Genomic DNA, 16,287 nt, shown 5'->3' with positions numbered 1-16,287 from the left:
GCTCAGTGTTCGCCCGCCGGGCCTCCGATCGGCGACTCCGGACGCTCACCTTGCGGTGCGGAGCTTCCAGAGGCACCCGTACCACCCTGCCAGTCGCGCGGTTCGCGTGGCGGACGTCCGGACATGATGTCGTCGATCTGTTCGGCATCAATGGTTTCGTACTTCATCAGCGCCTCGGCCATCATTTCCAGCTTGTCGCGATTCTCGGTCAGCAGACGCTTGGCCGTGGCATAGCAGGTGTCGATGATGCTGCGCACCTCTTCGTCGATCTGCTTGGCGGTCTCGCCGGACACATTGGTGTGCTGACTGCCGGCACTGCGACCCAGGAAAACTTCACCTTCCTCTTCGGCATACATCAGTGGGCCCATCTTTTCCGACAAACCCCACTTGGTGACCATGTTCCGCGCCAGCTGTGTGGCACGCATGATGTCGTTGGAAGCACCGGTGGTGACACCATCGAATCCCAGGGTCATCTCCTCAGCGATACGGCCGCCGAACAGCGAGCAGATCTGGCTGATCAGCGCGCGCTTGGACAAGCTGTAGCGATCTTCCTCCGGCAGGAACATCGTCACACCCAGCGCACGACCACGGGGGATGATCGATACCTTGTAGACCGGGTCGTGCTCGGGCACCAGGCGACCGACGATGGCGTGGCCGGCCTCGTGGTAGGCGGTATTGAGCTTCTCCTTCTCGGACATGACCATGGTCTTGCGCTCGGCGCCCATCATGATCTTGTCCTTGGCCAGCTCGAACTCCTTCATTTCCACCAGGCGCTTGTTGACCCGCGCGGCAAACAGCGAGGCCTCGTTGACCAGGTTGGCCAGGTCGGCACCGGAGAAGCCGGGGGTGCCACGGGCAATCACGGCCGGGTCGACGTCGTCACCCACCGGCACCTTGCGCATGTGCACCTTGAGGATCTGCTCGCGGCCACGGATATCGGGTAGACCGACCACCACCTGGCGGTCGAAGCGGCCGGGACGCAGCAGCGCCGGATCGAGCACGTCGGGACGGTTGGTCGCGGCGATGACGATGATGCCGTCGTTCATCTCGAATCCATCCATCTCCACCAGCAGCTGGTTGAGCGTCTGCTCGCGCTCGTCGTGGCCTCCGCCGAGGCCGGCACCCCGATGACGACCCACGGCATCAATCTCGTCGATGAAAATGATGCAGGGCGCGTGCTTCTTGGCCTGGTCGAACATATCGCGCACGCGGCTGGCGCCGACGCCGACGAACATTTCAACGAAGTCCGAGCCGGAGATGGTGAAGAACGGCACCTTGGCCTCGCCGGCGACCGCCTTGGCCAGCAGAGTCTTGCCGGTACCCGGCGAACCGACCATCAGTACACCGCGCGGGATACGGCCACCCAGGCGCTGGAACTTGCCCGGGTCACGCAGGAACTCGACCAGCTCGGCGACTTCCTCCTTGGCCTCGTCGCAACCGGCAACGTCAGCGAAAGTGGTCTTCACCTGATCTTCCGAAAGCAGGCGCGCCTTGCTCTTGCCGAAGCTCATCGGCCCGCCCTTGCCTCCGGCACCGCCCTGCATCTGGCGCATGAAGAACATGAACACCGCGATGATCACCAGGATCGGGAAGCTGGCCACCAGCAACTGGGTCCAGATGCTCTGCTGCTCAGGCTGCTTGCCTTCGATGACCACGTTGTTGTCTATCAGGTCACCGATCAGTCCGCTGTCCTGGATCGCCGGACGCACGGTCTTGAACGTACCGCCATCGGTGCGTTTGCCGGTGATCACGAAGCCATCGACGGTGACTCGCTCGACACGGCCATCCTGAACCTGGCTCAGGAATTCGGAATAGTTGAGCGTCTGCGGCTCGCTGGGGCTGGAGAAATTGTTCATCACCGTCACCAGGACGGCGGCGATGATCAGCCACAGGATCAGATTTTTTGCCATATCGTTCAATTCGCTACCCTCTGAGTCGCTCCGTTCGAGGCAACTCCCGCACGCGGCTGGTTGATTACCCGGCCTAACTTACTACACAACCCCTGCCGGGGCAGGTGGCGTCTGTAACCCTTTATGAACCTTTGACTACCGGCTCGGCACTTCACTGCATCGGAGCGCCGCGGAAACCACGCGCCAGGAGGTACTGCTCCCGGGAGCGATCACGCGAGGACAACGGCTTGCGGATCTGCACCTTCTCGAACATCTCCCGCGTCTGCTTGTGGTACGCATCGAAACCTTCGCCCTGGAAGATCTTGATCAGGAAATCGCCACCAGGCCGCAGCACGCGACTGGCCAGATCCAGCGCCAGCTCGCACAGGTACATGGCACGCGGCTGATCCGCGGCCCGCACCCCACTCATATTGGGGGCCATATCGGAAATCACAAGGTCGACGGGATGATCACCGATCGCTTCGAGCAGCCGGGCGAACACCGCATCGTCGGTGAAATCGCCCTGGATGAAGGTGACGTCGGGGATCGAGTCCATCTCCAGGATGTCCGAGGCGATCAGCCGCCCCTTGTCGCCAATCACCCGGCTGGTCACCTGCGACCAGCCACCGGGGGCCGCGCCCAGATCGACGACCGTCATGCCGGGGCGCAGGATGCGGTCCTTTTCCTGGATCTCCAGCAGCTTGTAGCTGGCCCGCGAGCGATAACCGTCGCGCTGAGCCATCTTTACGTAAGGGTCGTCGAAGTGTTCTTTCAGCCAGCGTTGACTGGTCTTGGATCGGGCCACGGAATACCTCTTGGGCGGCGGCTCGGGTACACTAGCCGCCTTTTTCGTACAGTGAAACGTCAGGGCTTGATTATGGCGCTCTCGCAAGAGCAGAAGAAACAGTTCAAATCTATCGGCCACCATCTGAAGCCGGTATTGACCATTGCCGACAACGGTCTCAGCGAAGGGGTAATGGCCGAGCTGGAGCGCGCCCTCGCCGACCACGAGCTGATCAAGATTCAGCTGCGTGTGGCCGAGCGCGACGACCGTCACGCACTGGTCGAGGAGCTTTGCCGTAGCGCGGGCTGCGAGCTGGTGCAGAGTATCGGCAAGGTGGCACTGGTGTACCGCAAGAACCCCAAACCGAACCGCCACCTCTCCAACATCCTGCGCCACCAGGCGTAACCGGCAAGACGAGGCGCGGAACGTCTACGACCGCGCCTCGGGTGGCGCCTGTACCACCAGCAGCAGGCCACAGCAGGCCATGGCCAGGTAACTGAACATCTGCCAGTAGTCGGACACGAGCCAGCCGGCGCGCGCGGCGAGAAAGCCAAGCGCCAGCAGCAGCACCGCCAGCAGCAGCTGGCCGCGCATATCCTTCCACACGGCCCGCACGCCCAGCGCGACGGCCAGACTCAGCGCCTGCAGCAGCACGCAGACCACCGCAAAGCCCACCAGCAGCGGCCGCAAGCCGTTCGCCACCTCCTGCACCAGCAGCGGCGCGAGGCCGATCTTGCCGAGTGCCGGCAGCAATACGAAGTGCAGCAGCCACAGGCCGCCGACCCAGAATGTCTGGGCCAGCTGCCAGGCGATCACCGGCGCGCGCAGGCGCGGCGGATCAGACGTGACGGACTTCGACAATCTCGTACTCGACCACGCCACTGGGGGTGCGCACCGTCACCACGTCGCCTTCGGACTTGCCGACCAACGCGCGGGCGATCGGCGAGCTGACCGACAACTTGCCGGACTTGATGTCCGCCTCGTCGTCACCGACGATCTGGTAGGTCACTTCCTCGTCGGTTTCGACGTTCACGATGTCCACTGTGGTGCCGAAGATCACCTTGCCGGTATGCGGAAGGGTCGAGACATCGATGATCTGGGCGTTCTGCAAACGCCCCTCGATGTCACGGATGCGCGCCTCGGCCAGCCCCTGCTGCTCGCGGGCGGCGTGGTACTCGGCGTTCTCCTTCAGATCCCCCAGCTCACGCGCTTCGGCGATGGCCTGGCTGATCTTCGGGCGCTCCGCCTTGAGGATCTTCAGCTCTTCTTCCAGGGCGCGAGCGCCCTGGACGGTCATCGGGTATTTCGTCATGCCTTGATTCCTGCGTGCAAATCCTGCAGCCGGCGCACGGTCCGCTCGGGACCGAACTTGATGGCCTCACAGACTGCCTGACCACCCGCCAGGGTGGTGGTGATGCAGACCTTGTGCTGCAGGGCGTTACGACGGATGGAGTAAGAATCGGCGATCGACTGGCGCCCCTCGGTGGTGTTGATGATCAGGGTCACTTCCTCGTTCTTGATCATGTCCACCACATGCGGGCGGCCTTCGGTCACCTTGTTGACGCGGCGCACCGGCAAGCCAGCCGCCTCGATCACCTTCGCGGTTCCGGCAGTAGCCACCACTTCGAAGCCCTGAGCGATCAGGTCACGCGCCACATCGGCCACGAAAGGCTTGTCGTCCTCTCGCACACTGATAAAGGCGCAACCGCCGGTGGGCAGGATCTCGCTGGCACCCAGCTGAGCCTTGGCAAAGGCCTCGGCGAAGCTGTCGCCGACACCCATGACTTCGCCGGTGGATTTCATTTCCGGGCCGAGGATGGTATCCACCCCGGGGAACTTGGCAAAGGGGAACACGGCCTCCTTGACGCTGAAGTACTCCGGAATGATTTCCTCGGTAAAACCGGTTTCCTGCAGGGTCTTGCCGGCCATGACACGGGCCGCGACCTTGGCCAGCGATTCGCCGATGCACTTGGACACGAACGGCACGGTACGCGAAGCGCGCGGGTTCACTTCCAGTACATAGATGTCGTCGCCCTGAACGGCCATCTGCACGTTCATGAGACCGACCACACCCAGCTCCAGCGCCATCTTCTTCACCTGGTCGCGGATTTCGTCCTGAATGTGCTGGGGCAGCGAGTAGGCCGGCAGCGAGCACGCCGAGTCGCCGGAGTGGATGCCGGCCTGCTCGATGTGCTGCATGATGGCGCCGATCACCACGTCCTTGCCATCGCATACGGCATCGATATCCACTTCGATGGCCGAATTCAGGAAATGGTCCAGCAGTACCGGGCTGTCGTTGGAGACCTTCACCGCCTCGCGCATGTAGCGCTTGAGCTCTTCTTCCTGGTAGACGATTTCCATCGCCCGGCCGCCCAGCACGTAGGACGGACGCACCACCAGCGGGAAGCCGATGGCCTTGGCGTGCGCCAGGGCTTCGTCTTCGCTGCGTGCGGTGGCGTTCTGCGGCTGGCGCAGGTTCAGGCGCTGCACCATCTGCTGGAACCGCTCACGGTCTTCGGCGCGGTCGATGGCGTCCGGGCTGGTGCCGATGATCGGCACGCCGGCCTCTTCCAGAGCGCGGCACAGCTTCAGCGGGGTCTGGCCACCGTACTGCACGATCACGCCCTTGGGCTGCTCGACGCGGCAGATTTCCAGCACGTCTTCCAGGGTCACCGGCTCGAAGTACAGGCGATCGGAGGTGTCGTAGTCGGTGGAGACGGTTTCCGGGTTGCAGTTGACCATGATGGTCTCGTAGCCGTCTTCACGCATGGCCAGCGCGGCATGCACGCAGCAGTAGTCGAACTCGATGCCCTGGCCGATGCGGTTCGGACCGCCACCGATGACCATGATCTTGTCGCGGCTGGACGGGTTGGCCTCGCACTCTTCCTCGTAGGTCGAATACATGTAGGCGGTGTCGGTCTGGAACTCGGCGGCGCAGGTGTCGACGCGCTTGTAGACCGGCAACACCTTCAGCTTGTGACGGTGGCTGCGCAGGCTTTTCTCGCTCACGCCCAGCAGGGTCGCCAGGCGGGCATCGGAGAAGCCCTTGCGCTTCAGGCGGAACATCAGGTCACGGTCGATGCTGGCCAGGCCGAGGGTCTTGACCCGCTCCTCTTCCTTGACCAGGTCCTCGATCTGCACCAGGAACCAGGGGTCGATGTTGGTGAGTTCGAACACCTCGTCGACGGTCTTGCCGGCGCGGAAGGCATCGGCCACATACCAGACGCGCTCGGCGCTGGGCACGGTCAGCTCACGCTTGAGGACGCTCTCGGCTTCCGGATCGGCCAGGTCCAGCTTGGGATCGAAACCGGTGGCGCCGACTTCCAGGCCGCGCAGCGCCTTCTGCATGGATTCCTGGAAGGTACGGCCGATGGCCATGACTTCGCCCACCGACTTCATCTGGGTAGTCAGACGAGCGTCGGCCTTGGGGAATTTCTCGAAGGCGAAACGCGGCACCTTGGTGACCACGTAGTCGATGGCCGGCTCGAAGGACGCCGGGGTGCGACCGCCAGTGATGTCGTTGCTCAGTTCGTCCAGGGTGTAGCCAACGGCCAGCTTGGCGGCGATCTTGGCGATCGGGAAACCGGTGGCCTTGGAGGCCAGCGCCGAGGAGCGCGACACGCGCGGGTTCATCTCGATGACGACCATGCGGCCGTCCTTCGGGTTGATGCCGAACTGCACGTTGGAGCCGCCGGTCTCCACGCCGATCTCGCGCAGCACCGCCAGCGAGGCGTTGCGCATGATCTGGTATTCCTTGTCGGTCAGCGTCTGCGCCGGGGCCACGGTGATGGAGTCGCCGGTGTGCACGCCCATCGGATCGAAGTTCTCGATGGAGCAGACGATGATGCAGTTGTCCTGCTTGTCGCGGACAACTTCCATCTCGTATTCCTTCCAGCCGATCAGCGATTCGTCGATCAGCAGTTCCTTGGTCGGCGACAGATCCAGACCGCGGTTGCAGATTTCCTCGAATTCCTCACGGTTGTAGGCGATGCCGCCACCGGTGCCGCCCATGGTGAAGGACGGACGGATGATGCACGGGAAGCCCACCTGGTCCAGGACGCCGTAGGCTTCCTCCATGTTGTGGGCGATGCCGGAACGCGGGCACGCCAGGCCGATGTCACGCATGGCCTTGTCGAAGCGCGAACGGTCCTCGGCCTTGTCGATGGTGTCGGCGTTGGCGCCGATCATTTCCACGCCGAACTTTTCCAGCACGCCGTGGCGTTCCAGGTCCAGGGCGCAGTTCAGCGCGGTCTGGCCGCCCATGGTCGGCAGCAGCGCGTCAGGGCGCTCCTTCTCGATGATCTTGGCGACAGTCTGCCACTTGATCGGCTCGATGTAGGTGGCGTCGGCCATGGCCGGGTCGGTCATGATGGTGGCCGGGTTGGAGTTCACCAGGATGACGCGGAAGCCTTCCTCGCGCAGGGCCTTGCAGGCCTGGGCGCCGGAATAGTCGAACTCGCACGCCTGGCCGATCACGATGGGGCCGGCGCCGAGGATCAGAATGCTTTTGAGGTCTGTACGTTTTGGCATGGGAGTCTCGTAGCGGTAATCAGGTCAGGGTTGCGGTGGCCAGCTTCACGCCAAAGCCGACGAACAGGGCGCCCACGCCGCTGGTGGCGCTGGCGGCCAGACGCTGCCGTCGGCGGAACCAGTGCGCCAGGCGGGCGCCGGTAAAGATCAGGAGGCTCAGGTAGCTGAGACTGATGATTTGCAAAATCGCGCCCAGCACCAGGAACGACAATCCCGGATGGGCGTAGGCCGGGTCGACGAACTGGATGAAGAAGGACACGAAGAACAGGATCGCCTTGGGGTTCGACAGGCTGAGCAGCAGGGCGCGGCGGAACGGCTGACCCAGGTCCTGCTCGGGTTCAACCCGTGCATCCGCGGGATGCCGCCACTGGCGCCAGGCGCCGCGCAACATGCCAATGCCGATGTAGCAGAGGTATGCGGCACCCAGGTACTTGAGCCCGGTGAACAGCATCGGCTCGGCCTTCAGAAGCGAAGCAACGCCCAGTGCGGCGGCCAGCATTAGCAGGGTATCGCCGACGAACACGGCGGCGGCGGCGCTGTAACCCGCCGCGATACCGCGACGCGCCGCGCTGGCCAGCACGAACATGGAGTTCGGGCCGGGCAGCAGGATCACCAGCACCGTCCCCAGGACATAGGTCCAGAGGTCGACGATTCCCAGGCTTGCCAGCATGCGCGACAGCCCTTATTGCTTGCGGGCCGCCATGGCGGCGACAAAGCGGTCGAACAGCGGAGACACGTCGTTCGGGCCGGGGCTGGCTTCCGGGTGTCCCTGAAAGCTGAAGGCGACCTTGTCGGTGCGCTCGATGCCCTGCAGGGTGCCATCGAACAGCGACTTGTGGGTGGCGCGCAGGTTGGCCGGCAGGGTGGCTTCGTCGGCACAGAAACCATGGTTCTGGCTGGTGATCATCACCACGCCGCTGTCGAGGTCCTGCACCGGGTGGTTGGCGCCATGGTGGCCGCAAGCCATCTTCACGGTCTTGGCGCCGGAGGCCAGGGCCAGAAGCTGGTGTCCCAGGCAGATACCGAACACCGGGATGTCGGTTTCCAGAATGTCCTGGATCGCCTTGATGGCGTAGTCGCACGGCTCCGGATCGCCTGGGCCGTTGGACAGGAACACACCGTCAGGATTCAGCGCCAGCGCCTCGCTGGCCGGCGCCTGGGCGGGCAGCACGGTCACCCGGCAGCCGCGCTCGACCAACATGCGCAGGATGTTGCGCTTCACGCCGTAGTCATAGGCCACCACGTGGTACGGCAGCTGCTCGGCGGGAATTTCCGGATGGCTGTCGGTCTGTAGCGACCACACCGAGGAGCGCCATTCGTACGGCGCCTTGGTGCTGACCACCTTGGCCAGATCCAGCCCCTTCATGCCCGGAAATGCTCGCGCCAGCTCGAGCGCCTTTTCTTCGGTCGCATCCGCACCAGTCAGGATGCAACCGTTCTGAGCGCCCTTTTCGCGCAGGATGCGCGTCAGGCGACGCGTATCGATCCCGGCGATGGCCACGGTACCGTTTGCCTTCAGGTAGGCATCCAGCGGCTGCTTATTGCGCCAGCTGCTGGCCAGCAGCGGCAGGTCGCGGATGATCAGGCCGGCGGCCCAGACCTGGCTGGACTCGGCATCTTCCGGCGTGGTGCCGGTATTGCCGATGTGCGGATAGGTCAGGGTGACGATCTGCTGGGCATAGGACGGATCGGTGAGAATTTCCTGATAGCCGGTCATGGCGGTGTTGAACACTACCTCGCCGACGGTATGCCCATCGGCGCCGATGGATTCGCCGCGAAAAATGCTGCCATCAGCAAGGGCCAGAATCGCTGGCGTAGTGGCTGGCGTAGTCAAGAGACCTCCGGTAAATCTGCCTGGTGCGTACGCAGGTTGTAAAAAAGCGGGATGACGTGTGAAGGTCATCCCGCTTTTTTTGAATTCGGCCATCTGCGTAACTTTAGTGGACACACTAAAGCGCGAATCATACAGAAACGGCCTTTTTGGGTCTACCCAAACTGCAGACCGATGCGTGACCGCTCAGCGCAGGCCCAACACATCCTGCATGTCATACAGGGCCGGCGCGCGACCCTGCAGCCACAACGCCGAACGGACGGCGCCCTTGGCAAAGGTCATGCGGCTGGATGCCTTGTGGGTAATTTCCACCCGCTCGCCGTCGGCGGCGAACAGAACGGTGTGGTCGCCCACCACATCGCCGGCGCGCACGGTGGCGAAACCGATGGTTTCCCGAGCGCGCGCACCGGTCTGCCCTTCGCGTCCGTAGACCGCCACTTTCCGCAGATCGCGACCCAGCGCCTCCGCCACCACCTCACCCATGCGCAGCGCAGTACCCGACGGCGCATCGACCTTGTGACGGTGGTGGGCCTCGATGATCTCGATGTCCACGTCGTCCCCGAGTACCCGGGCCGCGGTGTCGAGCAGCTTCAGGCACAGGTTCACCCCGACGCTGAAGTTGGCGGCGAAGACGATCGGGATCTGCTTGCCCGCCTCGGCCAGCCGCTGCCTTTCTTCAACCGAAAAACCGGTGGTGCCAATGACCATGGCCTTGCCGGCCTGACGGCAGATCTCCAGGTTCTTCAGGGTCACGCTCGGATGGGTGAAGTCGATCAGCACATCGAAGCGGTCCACCACGGCTGCGAGATCACCGCTCAGGGCAACCCCCAGGCGCCCCAGCCCCACCAGTTCGCCGGCATCCGCACCGATCAGGCTGCTGTCCGGCCGGTCGATGGCCGCAGCCAGCTCGGCGCCCTCAGCCTGGCGGACCGCCTCGATCAGGTTCTTGCCCATGCGCCCGGCGGCGCCCATCACTGCAATTCGCATATACCCAAGCTCCACACTGCCGGCCGTCGCAGCAGGCGAGTGCCCGCTGCCGGCGCAGGATTCAAAGATCGTCGAAGAACCGCTTCATGCCCTCGAACCAGCCACTGGCACGAGGGGAATGGGAGCTGTCGCTCTGCAGGCTGCGGCGGAACTCTTCGAGCAGCTCGCGCTGATGCTTGTCGAGCTTGACGGGTGTTTCCACCACCACCCGGCACATCAGGTCGCCCGCACTGCCGCCACGCACCGGGGTCACGCCCTTACCGCGCAGGCGGAACAGCTTGCCGGTCTGGGTGCCTTCCGGAATTTTCAGCTTGACCCGGCCATCCAGGGTCGGCACTTCGAGCTCGCCACCCAGCGCCGCGTCGGCGAAGCTGATCGGCACCTCGCAGTACAGGTCGCGACCGTCGCGCTGGAAAATGTCGTGCTCGCGCACGTTGACCACCACGTACAGGTCTCCGCTCGGACCGCCCTGGGCGCCCGCCTCGCCTTCGCCCGCCAGGCGGATGCGGTCGCCGGTATCGACACCGGCCGGCACCTTGACCGACAGGGTCTTGTGCTCCTCGACGCGGCCCTGGCCATGGCAGTCGCCACAGGGGTCGGTGATCATCTTGCCGCTGCCATGGCAGCGCGGACAGGTCTGCTGCACCGAGAAGAAACCCTGCTGCATACGCACCTGACCGATGCCGCCGCAGGTGCTGCAGGTGGTCGGGCTACTGCCCTTCTTGGCACCGGAGCCGCCACAGGTCTTGCAGTTGGCCAGGGTCGGCACGCGAATGGTCACCGTGGTGCCGCGCACCGCCTCTTCCAGGCTCAGCTCCAGGGTGTAGCGCAGGTCGCTGCCCCGTTGCGGGCCGCCACGCTGGCCCCCACGGGCACCCCCGAAGAAGTCGCTGAACACGTCACCGAAGATGTCGGAGAAGCTGGCGCCGCCGGCAAAGCCCGCGCCAGCGCCACCCATCTGCGGATCGACACCGGCATGGCCGTACTGATCGTAGGCCGCGCGCTTGTTGGCATCGGAGAGCACCTCGTAGGCCTCGTTGGCCTCCTTGAATTTCTCTTCCGCCGCCTTGTCGTCCGGATTGCGATCCGGATGGTACTTCATCGCCAGGCGTCGATAGGCCTTCTTCAGCTCGGCGTCGTCGGCGCCCCGCTCGACACCCAGCACTTCGTAATAGTCTCGTTTCGCCATTTCTCTCGAATTCCTCTGACACACCCTCCAGACACGCCAACGCGGGAGAGGGCTCCCGCGTGGCGAGTCAGGGGCGCGCGAACACGGTCACGCGCATGAGGCGGAAGCAAACGTGACGTTTACTTGTTGTCCTTGACCTCTTCGAACTCGGCGTCGACTACGTCGTCACCCGCGTCCTTGGCCTTGCCGTCGGCCGGCTGAGCCTGTTCGGCCTGGGCCTGCTCGGCGTACATCTTCTGCGCCAGCGGCGCGGTGGCCTGGGACAGCGCGCTCATCTTGGCCTCGATCTCGGCCTTGTCGTCGCCCTTGATGGCGACTTCCAGGGCAGCGATGGCGGCTTCGATGGCGGACTTCTCCTCGGCGGTGGCCTTGTCGCCGGCCTCGGTGATCATCTTGCGGCTGGCGTGGGCCAGCTGATCACCCTGGTTGCGCGCGGTCACCAGCTCTTCGAACTTGCGGTCTTCCTCGGCGTTGGCTTCAGCGTCGCGCACCATCTTCTCGATCTCGTCATCGGACAGACCGGAGCTGGCCTTGATGACAATGGACTGCTGCTTGCCGGTGGCCTTGTCCTTGGCGGACACGTGCAGGATGCCGTTGGCGTCGATGTCGAAGGTGACCTCGATCTGCGGCACGCCGCGCGGCGCCGGCGGAATGTCGGCCAGGTCGAACTTGCCCAGCGACTTGTTCTGCGCGGCCTGCTTGCGCTCGCCCTGCAGCACGTGGATGGTCACCGCGCCCTGGTTGTCGTCGGCGGTGGAGAACACCTGCGACTTCTTGGTCGGGATGGTGGTGTTCTTGTCGATCAGCGGGGTCATCACGCCACCCAGGGTCTCAATGCCCAGGGTCAGCGGGGTGACGTCCAGCAGCAGCACGTCCTTCACGTCACCAGCCAGCACGGCGCCCTGAATGGCGGCACCCATGGCCACGGCTTCGTCCGGGTTGACGTCCTTGCGCGGTTCCTTGCCGAAGAACTCGGCAACGGTCTTCTGCACCAGCGGCATGCGGGTCTGGCCGCCGACCAGGATCACCTCGTCGATCTTGCCCACGTCGATGCCGGCGTCCTTCAGCGCGGTGCGGCACGGCTCGATGGTGCGCTGCACCAGATCCTCGACCAGCGACTCCAGCTTGGCGCGGGAGATCTTCACGTTCAGGTGCTTCGGACCGGTCTGGTCTGCGGTGATGTACGGCAGGTTGACGTCGGTCTGCTGCGCGGAGGACAGCTCGATCTTGGCCTTCTCGGCGGCTTCCTTCAGGCGCTGCATGGCCAGGGCGTCGCCCTTGATGTCCATGCCCGACTCCTTCTTGAACTCGTCGACGAGGTAGTCGATCAGGCGCATGTCGAAGTCTTCGCCACCCAGGAAGGTGTCGCCGTTGGTGGCCAGCACTTCGAACTGGTGCTCGCCGTCGACTTCGGCGATCTCGATCACCGACACGTCGAAGGTACCGCCACCCAGGTCATAGACGATCACGGTGTGGTCACCGCGCGACTTGTCCATGCCGTAGGCAAGGGCCGCTGCGGTCGGTTCGTTGATGATGCGCTTGACGTCCAGACCGGCGATGCGACCGGCGTCCTTGGTAGCCTGACGCTGGCTGTCATTGAAGTAGGCCGGCACGGTGATCACCGCTTCGGTGACCGGCTCGCCGAGGTAGTCTTCGGCGGTCTTCTTCATCTTCTTCAGCACTTCGGCGCTGATCTGCGGCGGCGCCATCTTCTGGCCCTTCACATCCACCCAGGCGTCACCGTTGTCGGCCTTGATGATCTTGTAGGGGACCAGCTTGATGTCCTTCTGCACCACGTCCTCGTCGAAGCGACGACCGATCAGGCGCTTCACGGCGAACAGGGTGTTGTGCGGGTTGGTGACCGCCTGGCGCTTGGCGGACTGGCCGACCAGGATTTCGCCATCGTTGGTGTAGGCGATGATCGACGGGGTGGTACGACCACCTTCGGCGTTCTCGATGACCTTGGCGGTGCCGTTTTCCAGGATGGAGACGCAGGAGTTGGTGGTCCCCAGGTCAATACCGATGATTTTTCCCATTTTCAATTCTCCAGAATCGGGTGGTGCCTGCGTCCCCGCCAGGGCCGCCGCGGCTCAAATGTGCTTGGTGAAACAGATGGGGTCGGCCCGATGGATTTCAAGCCTTTTCGTTGATCGAAGACGGCGTGTCGGCCGGTGCCTTGCTGACCACGACCATCGCCGGGCGCAGCAGGCGACCGTTGAGCAGGTAGCCCTTCTGGAACACCTTGAGCACGCTGCCCGGCTCCAGCGTGGCGCTTTCTTCCATCGCCATGGCCTGGTGATGCTCGGGGTTGAAGGGCTCGCCCTGCGGATCGAGCTGCTCCAGCTGGTGGCGCTTGAGGCTGTCGAGCAGCAGCTTGTGGGTCAGCTCCATGCCTTCACGCACCGCCTTGCTGGCCTCGTCGTCCGGACGGGTCAGCTCCAGGCCACGCTCCAGGCTGTCGACCACGGCGAGCAGATCGCCGGCGAACTTTTCCAGGGCGAACTTGTGGGCCTTTTCCACGTCCTGTTCGGCGCGGCGGCGCACGTTCTGCATATCGGCGGCGCTGCGCAGCACCTGATCCTGGGCGGCGGCCAGCTGCTCTTCCAGCTCCAGCACGCGCGCCTGCAACGCCTCGGTGCCCTGCTCGCCGGCGGACGGTTCGGCGTTGGGGGTTTCCAGGTTCTGTTCATCCACCATTGGGGGTCTCCTCTAGACGAAGGGATGCCGGCCGGGCCGGCGCCGAATGCAGCCCTATATGGGGACGGTGAAACCTTCTTCAAGGGGGAGCGGAGAAATGCTTGAAGGCGACTCACCGACCACTGTATAAATAGCCAGCCTGGCGAACCTGGGGAGCCTTCCATGCTGGTCCATCTGTCCATTCGCAACTACGCCATCGTCGATCAACTGGATCTGGAACTGCGCAGCGGCATGAGCGTCATCACCGGCGAAACCGGTGCCGGCAAGTCGATCATGCTCGACGCGCTCGGCCTGGCGCTGGGCGATCGCGCCGACAGCAGCGTGGTACGCCCCGGTACCGACAAGGCGGACATTCTCGCCAGCTTCGACGTCTCGCAGATTCCCGAAGCCCAGGCCTGGCTGCGCGAGCGCGACCTGGAGCAGGACGGCCCGTGCATCCTGCGCCGGGTCATCACCGCTGAAGGTCGCTCGCGCGCCTACATCAATGGCACGCCGTGTCCGCAGGGCGACCTCAAGGCGCTCGGCGAACTGCTGATCGACATCCACAGCCAGCACGAACACCAGTCGCTGCTCAAGACCGATACCCACCGCCGCCTGCTGGATGCCTATGCCGGCGCCGGCGAGCTGGCCCGTCAGGTATTGCTCGCCGCGCAGCGCTGGCGGCAGACCCGTCAGGAGCTGGAACGGGTGTCCAGCAGCGGCGACGAACAGCGCGCCCGCCACCAGTTGCTCAGCTACCAGCTCGAGGAGCTAGAAGCGCTGGCGCTGGGCGAGCAGGAACTGGAGCAGCTGGAAGAAGAACACAAGACCCTGAGCAACGCCGAGCATCTGCTCGGCGCCTGCCGCCAGGTGCTGGACCTGTGCAGTGAAAGCGACGCCGGCAACGTGCTGTCCGCGCTGAACGCCAGTCTGAACCGGCTGACCGCCTTCAGCCCGAACGCCGGCGCCATGGCCAGCGCCGTCGAGTTGCTGGCCAGCGCACAGATCCAGGTCGAGGAAGCCATCGGCGAGCTGAACCGCTTCATCGACCACTTCGATGCCGATCCCGAGCGCCAGCAACAGCTGGAGGAGCGCCTGGACAGCATCTATACCCTGGCCCGCAAGCATCGCGTGCAGCCCGGCGAACTGGGCGAGCTGCAGCAGCGACTGCTGGAGGAGCTGGAAAGCCTGAACGCCGATGACCAGGCTCAGGATCGCCTGACCGAAGAGCTGGCTGCCTATGCCCGTCACTATCAGGAGAAGGCCGAGGAACTCAGCGCGCTGCGTCATCGCGCCGCCAGCGAACTGAGCAAGGCCGTGGAAGTGGAAATGCAGCGCCTGGGCATGCCCGGCGGGCGCTTTCAGATCGAGCTGCGTGCCAACGCCACGGACGAACCGCATCCGGCCGGGCTGGAACAGGTGGAATTCCTGGTCAGCGCCAACCCCGGCCAGCCGCTGCGCGCCCTGGCCAAGGTGGCTTCCGGCGGCGAACTGTCACGCATCAGCCTGGCCATCCAGGTCATCACCGCGCAGACCTCGCGCGTACCGACGCTGGTGTTCGACGAAGTGGACGTCGGCATCGGCGGCCCGACCGCCGAAGTGGTCGGCCAGCTGCTGCGCCGCCTGGGCGAACGCGGCCAGGTGTTGTGCGTGACCCACCTGCCGCAGGTCGCCGCACAGGGGCATCAGCACCTGTTCGTGCACAAGCAGCGCGGCCGCTCGGACACCAGCACCGCCGTAGCGCACCTGGAGCGCCAGCAGCGTATCGAGGAAGTCGCGCGCATGCTCGGCGGGGTCGACCTCACCGACGAATCCCTGGCCCACGCCGCGAAGCTGCTGGCCAACGCGCAGGAATAAGGCCCGGCTGCGCCGTGGGAGCGGACTTGTCCGCTCGCGAATCAATTCGCTCCTGCAGGGTGCCGTGCCAACGCGCCAATGAAAAAGGCGACCCTGGGGTCGCCTTTTATCGGAACCGTTGCGCGCCGGTCAGGCTTTCTTGCGTACGTACAGCACCAGGTTGTGGTCCACCAGCTCGTAGCCGTGCTCGGCGACGATTTCGCGCTGGCGCTTTTCGATCTCATGGTCCATGAATTCGATCACTTCACCGGTTTCCACACAGACCATGTGGTCATGGTGCTCACCATCCGAAAGTTCGAAGACCGCATGGCCGCCATCGAAATTGTGACGAGTTACCAGGCCGGCCGATTCGAACTGGGTCAAGACCCGGTAGACGGTGGCCAGGCCGACATCCTCGCCCGCTTCCATCAGTGCCTTGTACACATCTTCGGCACTCATGTGGCGCTGATCGGTCGTATCCAGCATCTGCAGGATCTTGACGCGCGGCAGGGTGACCTTGAGGCCAACCTTGCGCAATTCGTTGTTTTCTACCATGTCAGTTTCT

Annotated in this window: 14 protein-coding genes; 2 read left to right on the top strand and 12 right to left on the bottom strand. The window is 64.2% G+C overall.

What is annotated here, in order from left to right; genetic code table 11:
* Window positions 1-2 precede the first annotated feature (2 nt).
* The gene (ftsH, locus tag SF06_RS08900) at window positions 3-1,910 is read right to left on the bottom strand and encodes an ATP-dependent zinc metalloprotease FtsH (RefSeq protein WP_039560882.1); all 1,908 of its coding nucleotides are present in this window, start codon (window positions 1,908-1,910) and stop codon (window positions 3-5) included.
* A 151-nt stretch (window positions 1,911-2,061) separates the two neighbouring features.
* Window positions 2,062-2,694: a 23S rRNA (uridine(2552)-2'-O)-methyltransferase RlmE gene (gene rlmE / locus SF06_RS08895; protein WP_039560881.1), complete on the bottom strand. Its 633-nt coding sequence runs from the start codon at window positions 2,692-2,694 to the stop codon at window positions 2,062-2,064.
* A 72-nt stretch (window positions 2,695-2,766) separates the two neighbouring features.
* Here rlmE and yhbY point away from each other — a divergent pair, with 72 nt between their 5' ends.
* Window positions 2,767-3,078, top strand: a complete 312-nt coding sequence (gene yhbY, locus SF06_RS08890; RefSeq protein ID WP_027588991.1) for a ribosome assembly RNA-binding protein YhbY — start codon at window positions 2,767-2,769, stop codon at window positions 3,076-3,078.
* A gap of 24 nt (window positions 3,079-3,102) precedes the next feature.
* On the opposite strand, the gene SF06_RS08885 is transcribed toward yhbY, so the two are convergent.
* From SF06_RS08885 to grpE, 9 genes are all read right to left on the bottom strand, one after another.
* Window positions 3,103-3,534, bottom strand: a complete 432-nt coding sequence (locus SF06_RS08885; protein ID WP_076380927.1) for a DUF4149 domain-containing protein — start codon at window positions 3,532-3,534, stop codon at window positions 3,103-3,105.
* Window positions 3,512-3,985, bottom strand: coding sequence for a transcription elongation factor GreA (greA, locus tag SF06_RS08880; protein ID WP_027588993.1), 474 nt, complete (start codon window positions 3,983-3,985; stop codon window positions 3,512-3,514). The genes SF06_RS08885 and greA overlap by 23 nt, the downstream gene beginning before the upstream one ends.
* A complete protein-coding gene (carB, locus tag SF06_RS08875; RefSeq protein ID WP_039560879.1) occupies window positions 3,982-7,203 on the bottom strand; it encodes a carbamoyl-phosphate synthase large subunit in 3,222 nt (1,073 codons plus the stop codon). The genes greA and carB overlap by 4 nt, the downstream gene beginning before the upstream one ends.
* 19 nt (window positions 7,204-7,222) lie before the next feature.
* A complete protein-coding gene (gene leuE / locus SF06_RS08870; RefSeq protein ID WP_139182059.1) occupies window positions 7,223-7,870 on the bottom strand; it encodes a leucine efflux protein LeuE in 648 nt (215 codons plus the stop codon).
* 15 nt (window positions 7,871-7,885) lie between these two features.
* Window positions 7,886-9,037 (bottom strand): glutamine-hydrolyzing carbamoyl-phosphate synthase small subunit, encoded by a 1,152-nt coding sequence (gene carA, locus SF06_RS08865; protein ID WP_027588996.1) that lies wholly within the window; start codon window positions 9,035-9,037, stop codon window positions 7,886-7,888.
* A 183-nt stretch (window positions 9,038-9,220) separates the two neighbouring features.
* Window positions 9,221-10,021, bottom strand: a complete 801-nt coding sequence (dapB, locus tag SF06_RS08860; RefSeq protein ID WP_039560875.1) for a 4-hydroxy-tetrahydrodipicolinate reductase — start codon at window positions 10,019-10,021, stop codon at window positions 9,221-9,223.
* Window positions 10,022-10,082: 61 nt separating this feature from the next.
* A complete protein-coding gene (gene dnaJ, locus SF06_RS08855) occupies window positions 10,083-11,210 on the bottom strand; it encodes a molecular chaperone DnaJ (protein ID WP_027588998.1) in 1,128 nt (375 codons plus the stop codon).
* A gap of 119 nt (window positions 11,211-11,329) precedes the next feature.
* The gene (dnaK, locus tag SF06_RS08850; RefSeq protein WP_039560873.1) at window positions 11,330-13,246 is read right to left on the bottom strand and encodes a molecular chaperone DnaK; all 1,917 of its coding nucleotides are present in this window, start codon (window positions 13,244-13,246) and stop codon (window positions 11,330-11,332) included.
* Between the two features lie 97 nt (window positions 13,247-13,343).
* Window positions 13,344-13,907, bottom strand: coding sequence for a nucleotide exchange factor GrpE (gene grpE, locus SF06_RS08845; RefSeq protein ID WP_039560872.1), 564 nt, complete (start codon window positions 13,905-13,907; stop codon window positions 13,344-13,346).
* Between the two features lie 162 nt (window positions 13,908-14,069).
* Between grpE and recN the strand changes: the two genes are divergently transcribed.
* Window positions 14,070-15,743, top strand: a complete 1,674-nt coding sequence (gene recN, locus SF06_RS08840; protein WP_027589001.1) for a DNA repair protein RecN — start codon at window positions 14,070-14,072, stop codon at window positions 15,741-15,743.
* A 129-nt stretch (window positions 15,744-15,872) separates the two neighbouring features.
* On the opposite strand, the gene fur is transcribed toward recN, so the two are convergent.
* On the bottom strand, window positions 15,873-16,277 hold the full coding sequence (gene fur / locus SF06_RS08835; RefSeq protein WP_027589002.1) for a ferric iron uptake transcriptional regulator: 405 nt from the start codon (window positions 16,275-16,277) through the stop codon (window positions 15,873-15,875).
* Window positions 16,278-16,287 lie beyond the last annotated feature (10 nt).

This window comes from Pseudomonas flexibilis (assembly GCF_000802425.1).
Taxonomy (GTDB): domain Bacteria; phylum Pseudomonadota; class Gammaproteobacteria; order Pseudomonadales; family Pseudomonadaceae; genus Serpens; species Serpens flexibilis.
This window is presented reverse-complemented; position numbering and strand designations above follow the sequence as displayed.

Bases quoted from the DNA above. Each gene is read 5' to 3' on its own strand.
- ftsH (WP_039560882.1), bottom strand. From the start codon at position 1,910: ATGGCAAAAAATCTGATCCTGTGGCTGATCATCGCCGCCGTCCTGGTG.
- yhbY (WP_027588991.1), top strand. From the start codon at position 2,767: ATGGCGCTCTCGCAAGAGCAGAAGAAACAGTTCAAATCTATCGGCCAC.
- greA (WP_027588993.1), bottom strand. From the start codon at position 3,985: ATGACGAAATACCCGATGACCGTCCAGGGCGCTCGCGCCCTGGAAGAA.
- carB (WP_039560879.1), bottom strand. From the start codon at position 7,203: ATGCCAAAACGTACAGACCTCAAAAGCATTCTGATCCTCGGCGCCGGC.
- dapB (WP_039560875.1), bottom strand. From the start codon at position 10,021: ATGCGAATTGCAGTGATGGGCGCCGCCGGGCGCATGGGCAAGAACCTG.
- dnaJ (WP_027588998.1), bottom strand. From the start codon at position 11,210: ATGGCGAAACGAGACTATTACGAAGTGCTGGGTGTCGAGCGGGGCGCC.
- dnaK (WP_039560873.1), bottom strand. From the start codon at position 13,246: ATGGGAAAAATCATCGGTATTGACCTGGGGACCACCAACTCCTGCGTC.
- grpE (WP_039560872.1), bottom strand. From the start codon at position 13,907: ATGGTGGATGAACAGAACCTGGAAACCCCCAACGCCGAACCGTCCGCC.
- recN (WP_027589001.1), top strand. From the start codon at position 14,070: ATGCTGGTCCATCTGTCCATTCGCAACTACGCCATCGTCGATCAACTG.
- fur (WP_027589002.1), bottom strand. From the start codon at position 16,277: ATGGTAGAAAACAACGAATTGCGCAAGGTTGGCCTCAAGGTCACCCTG.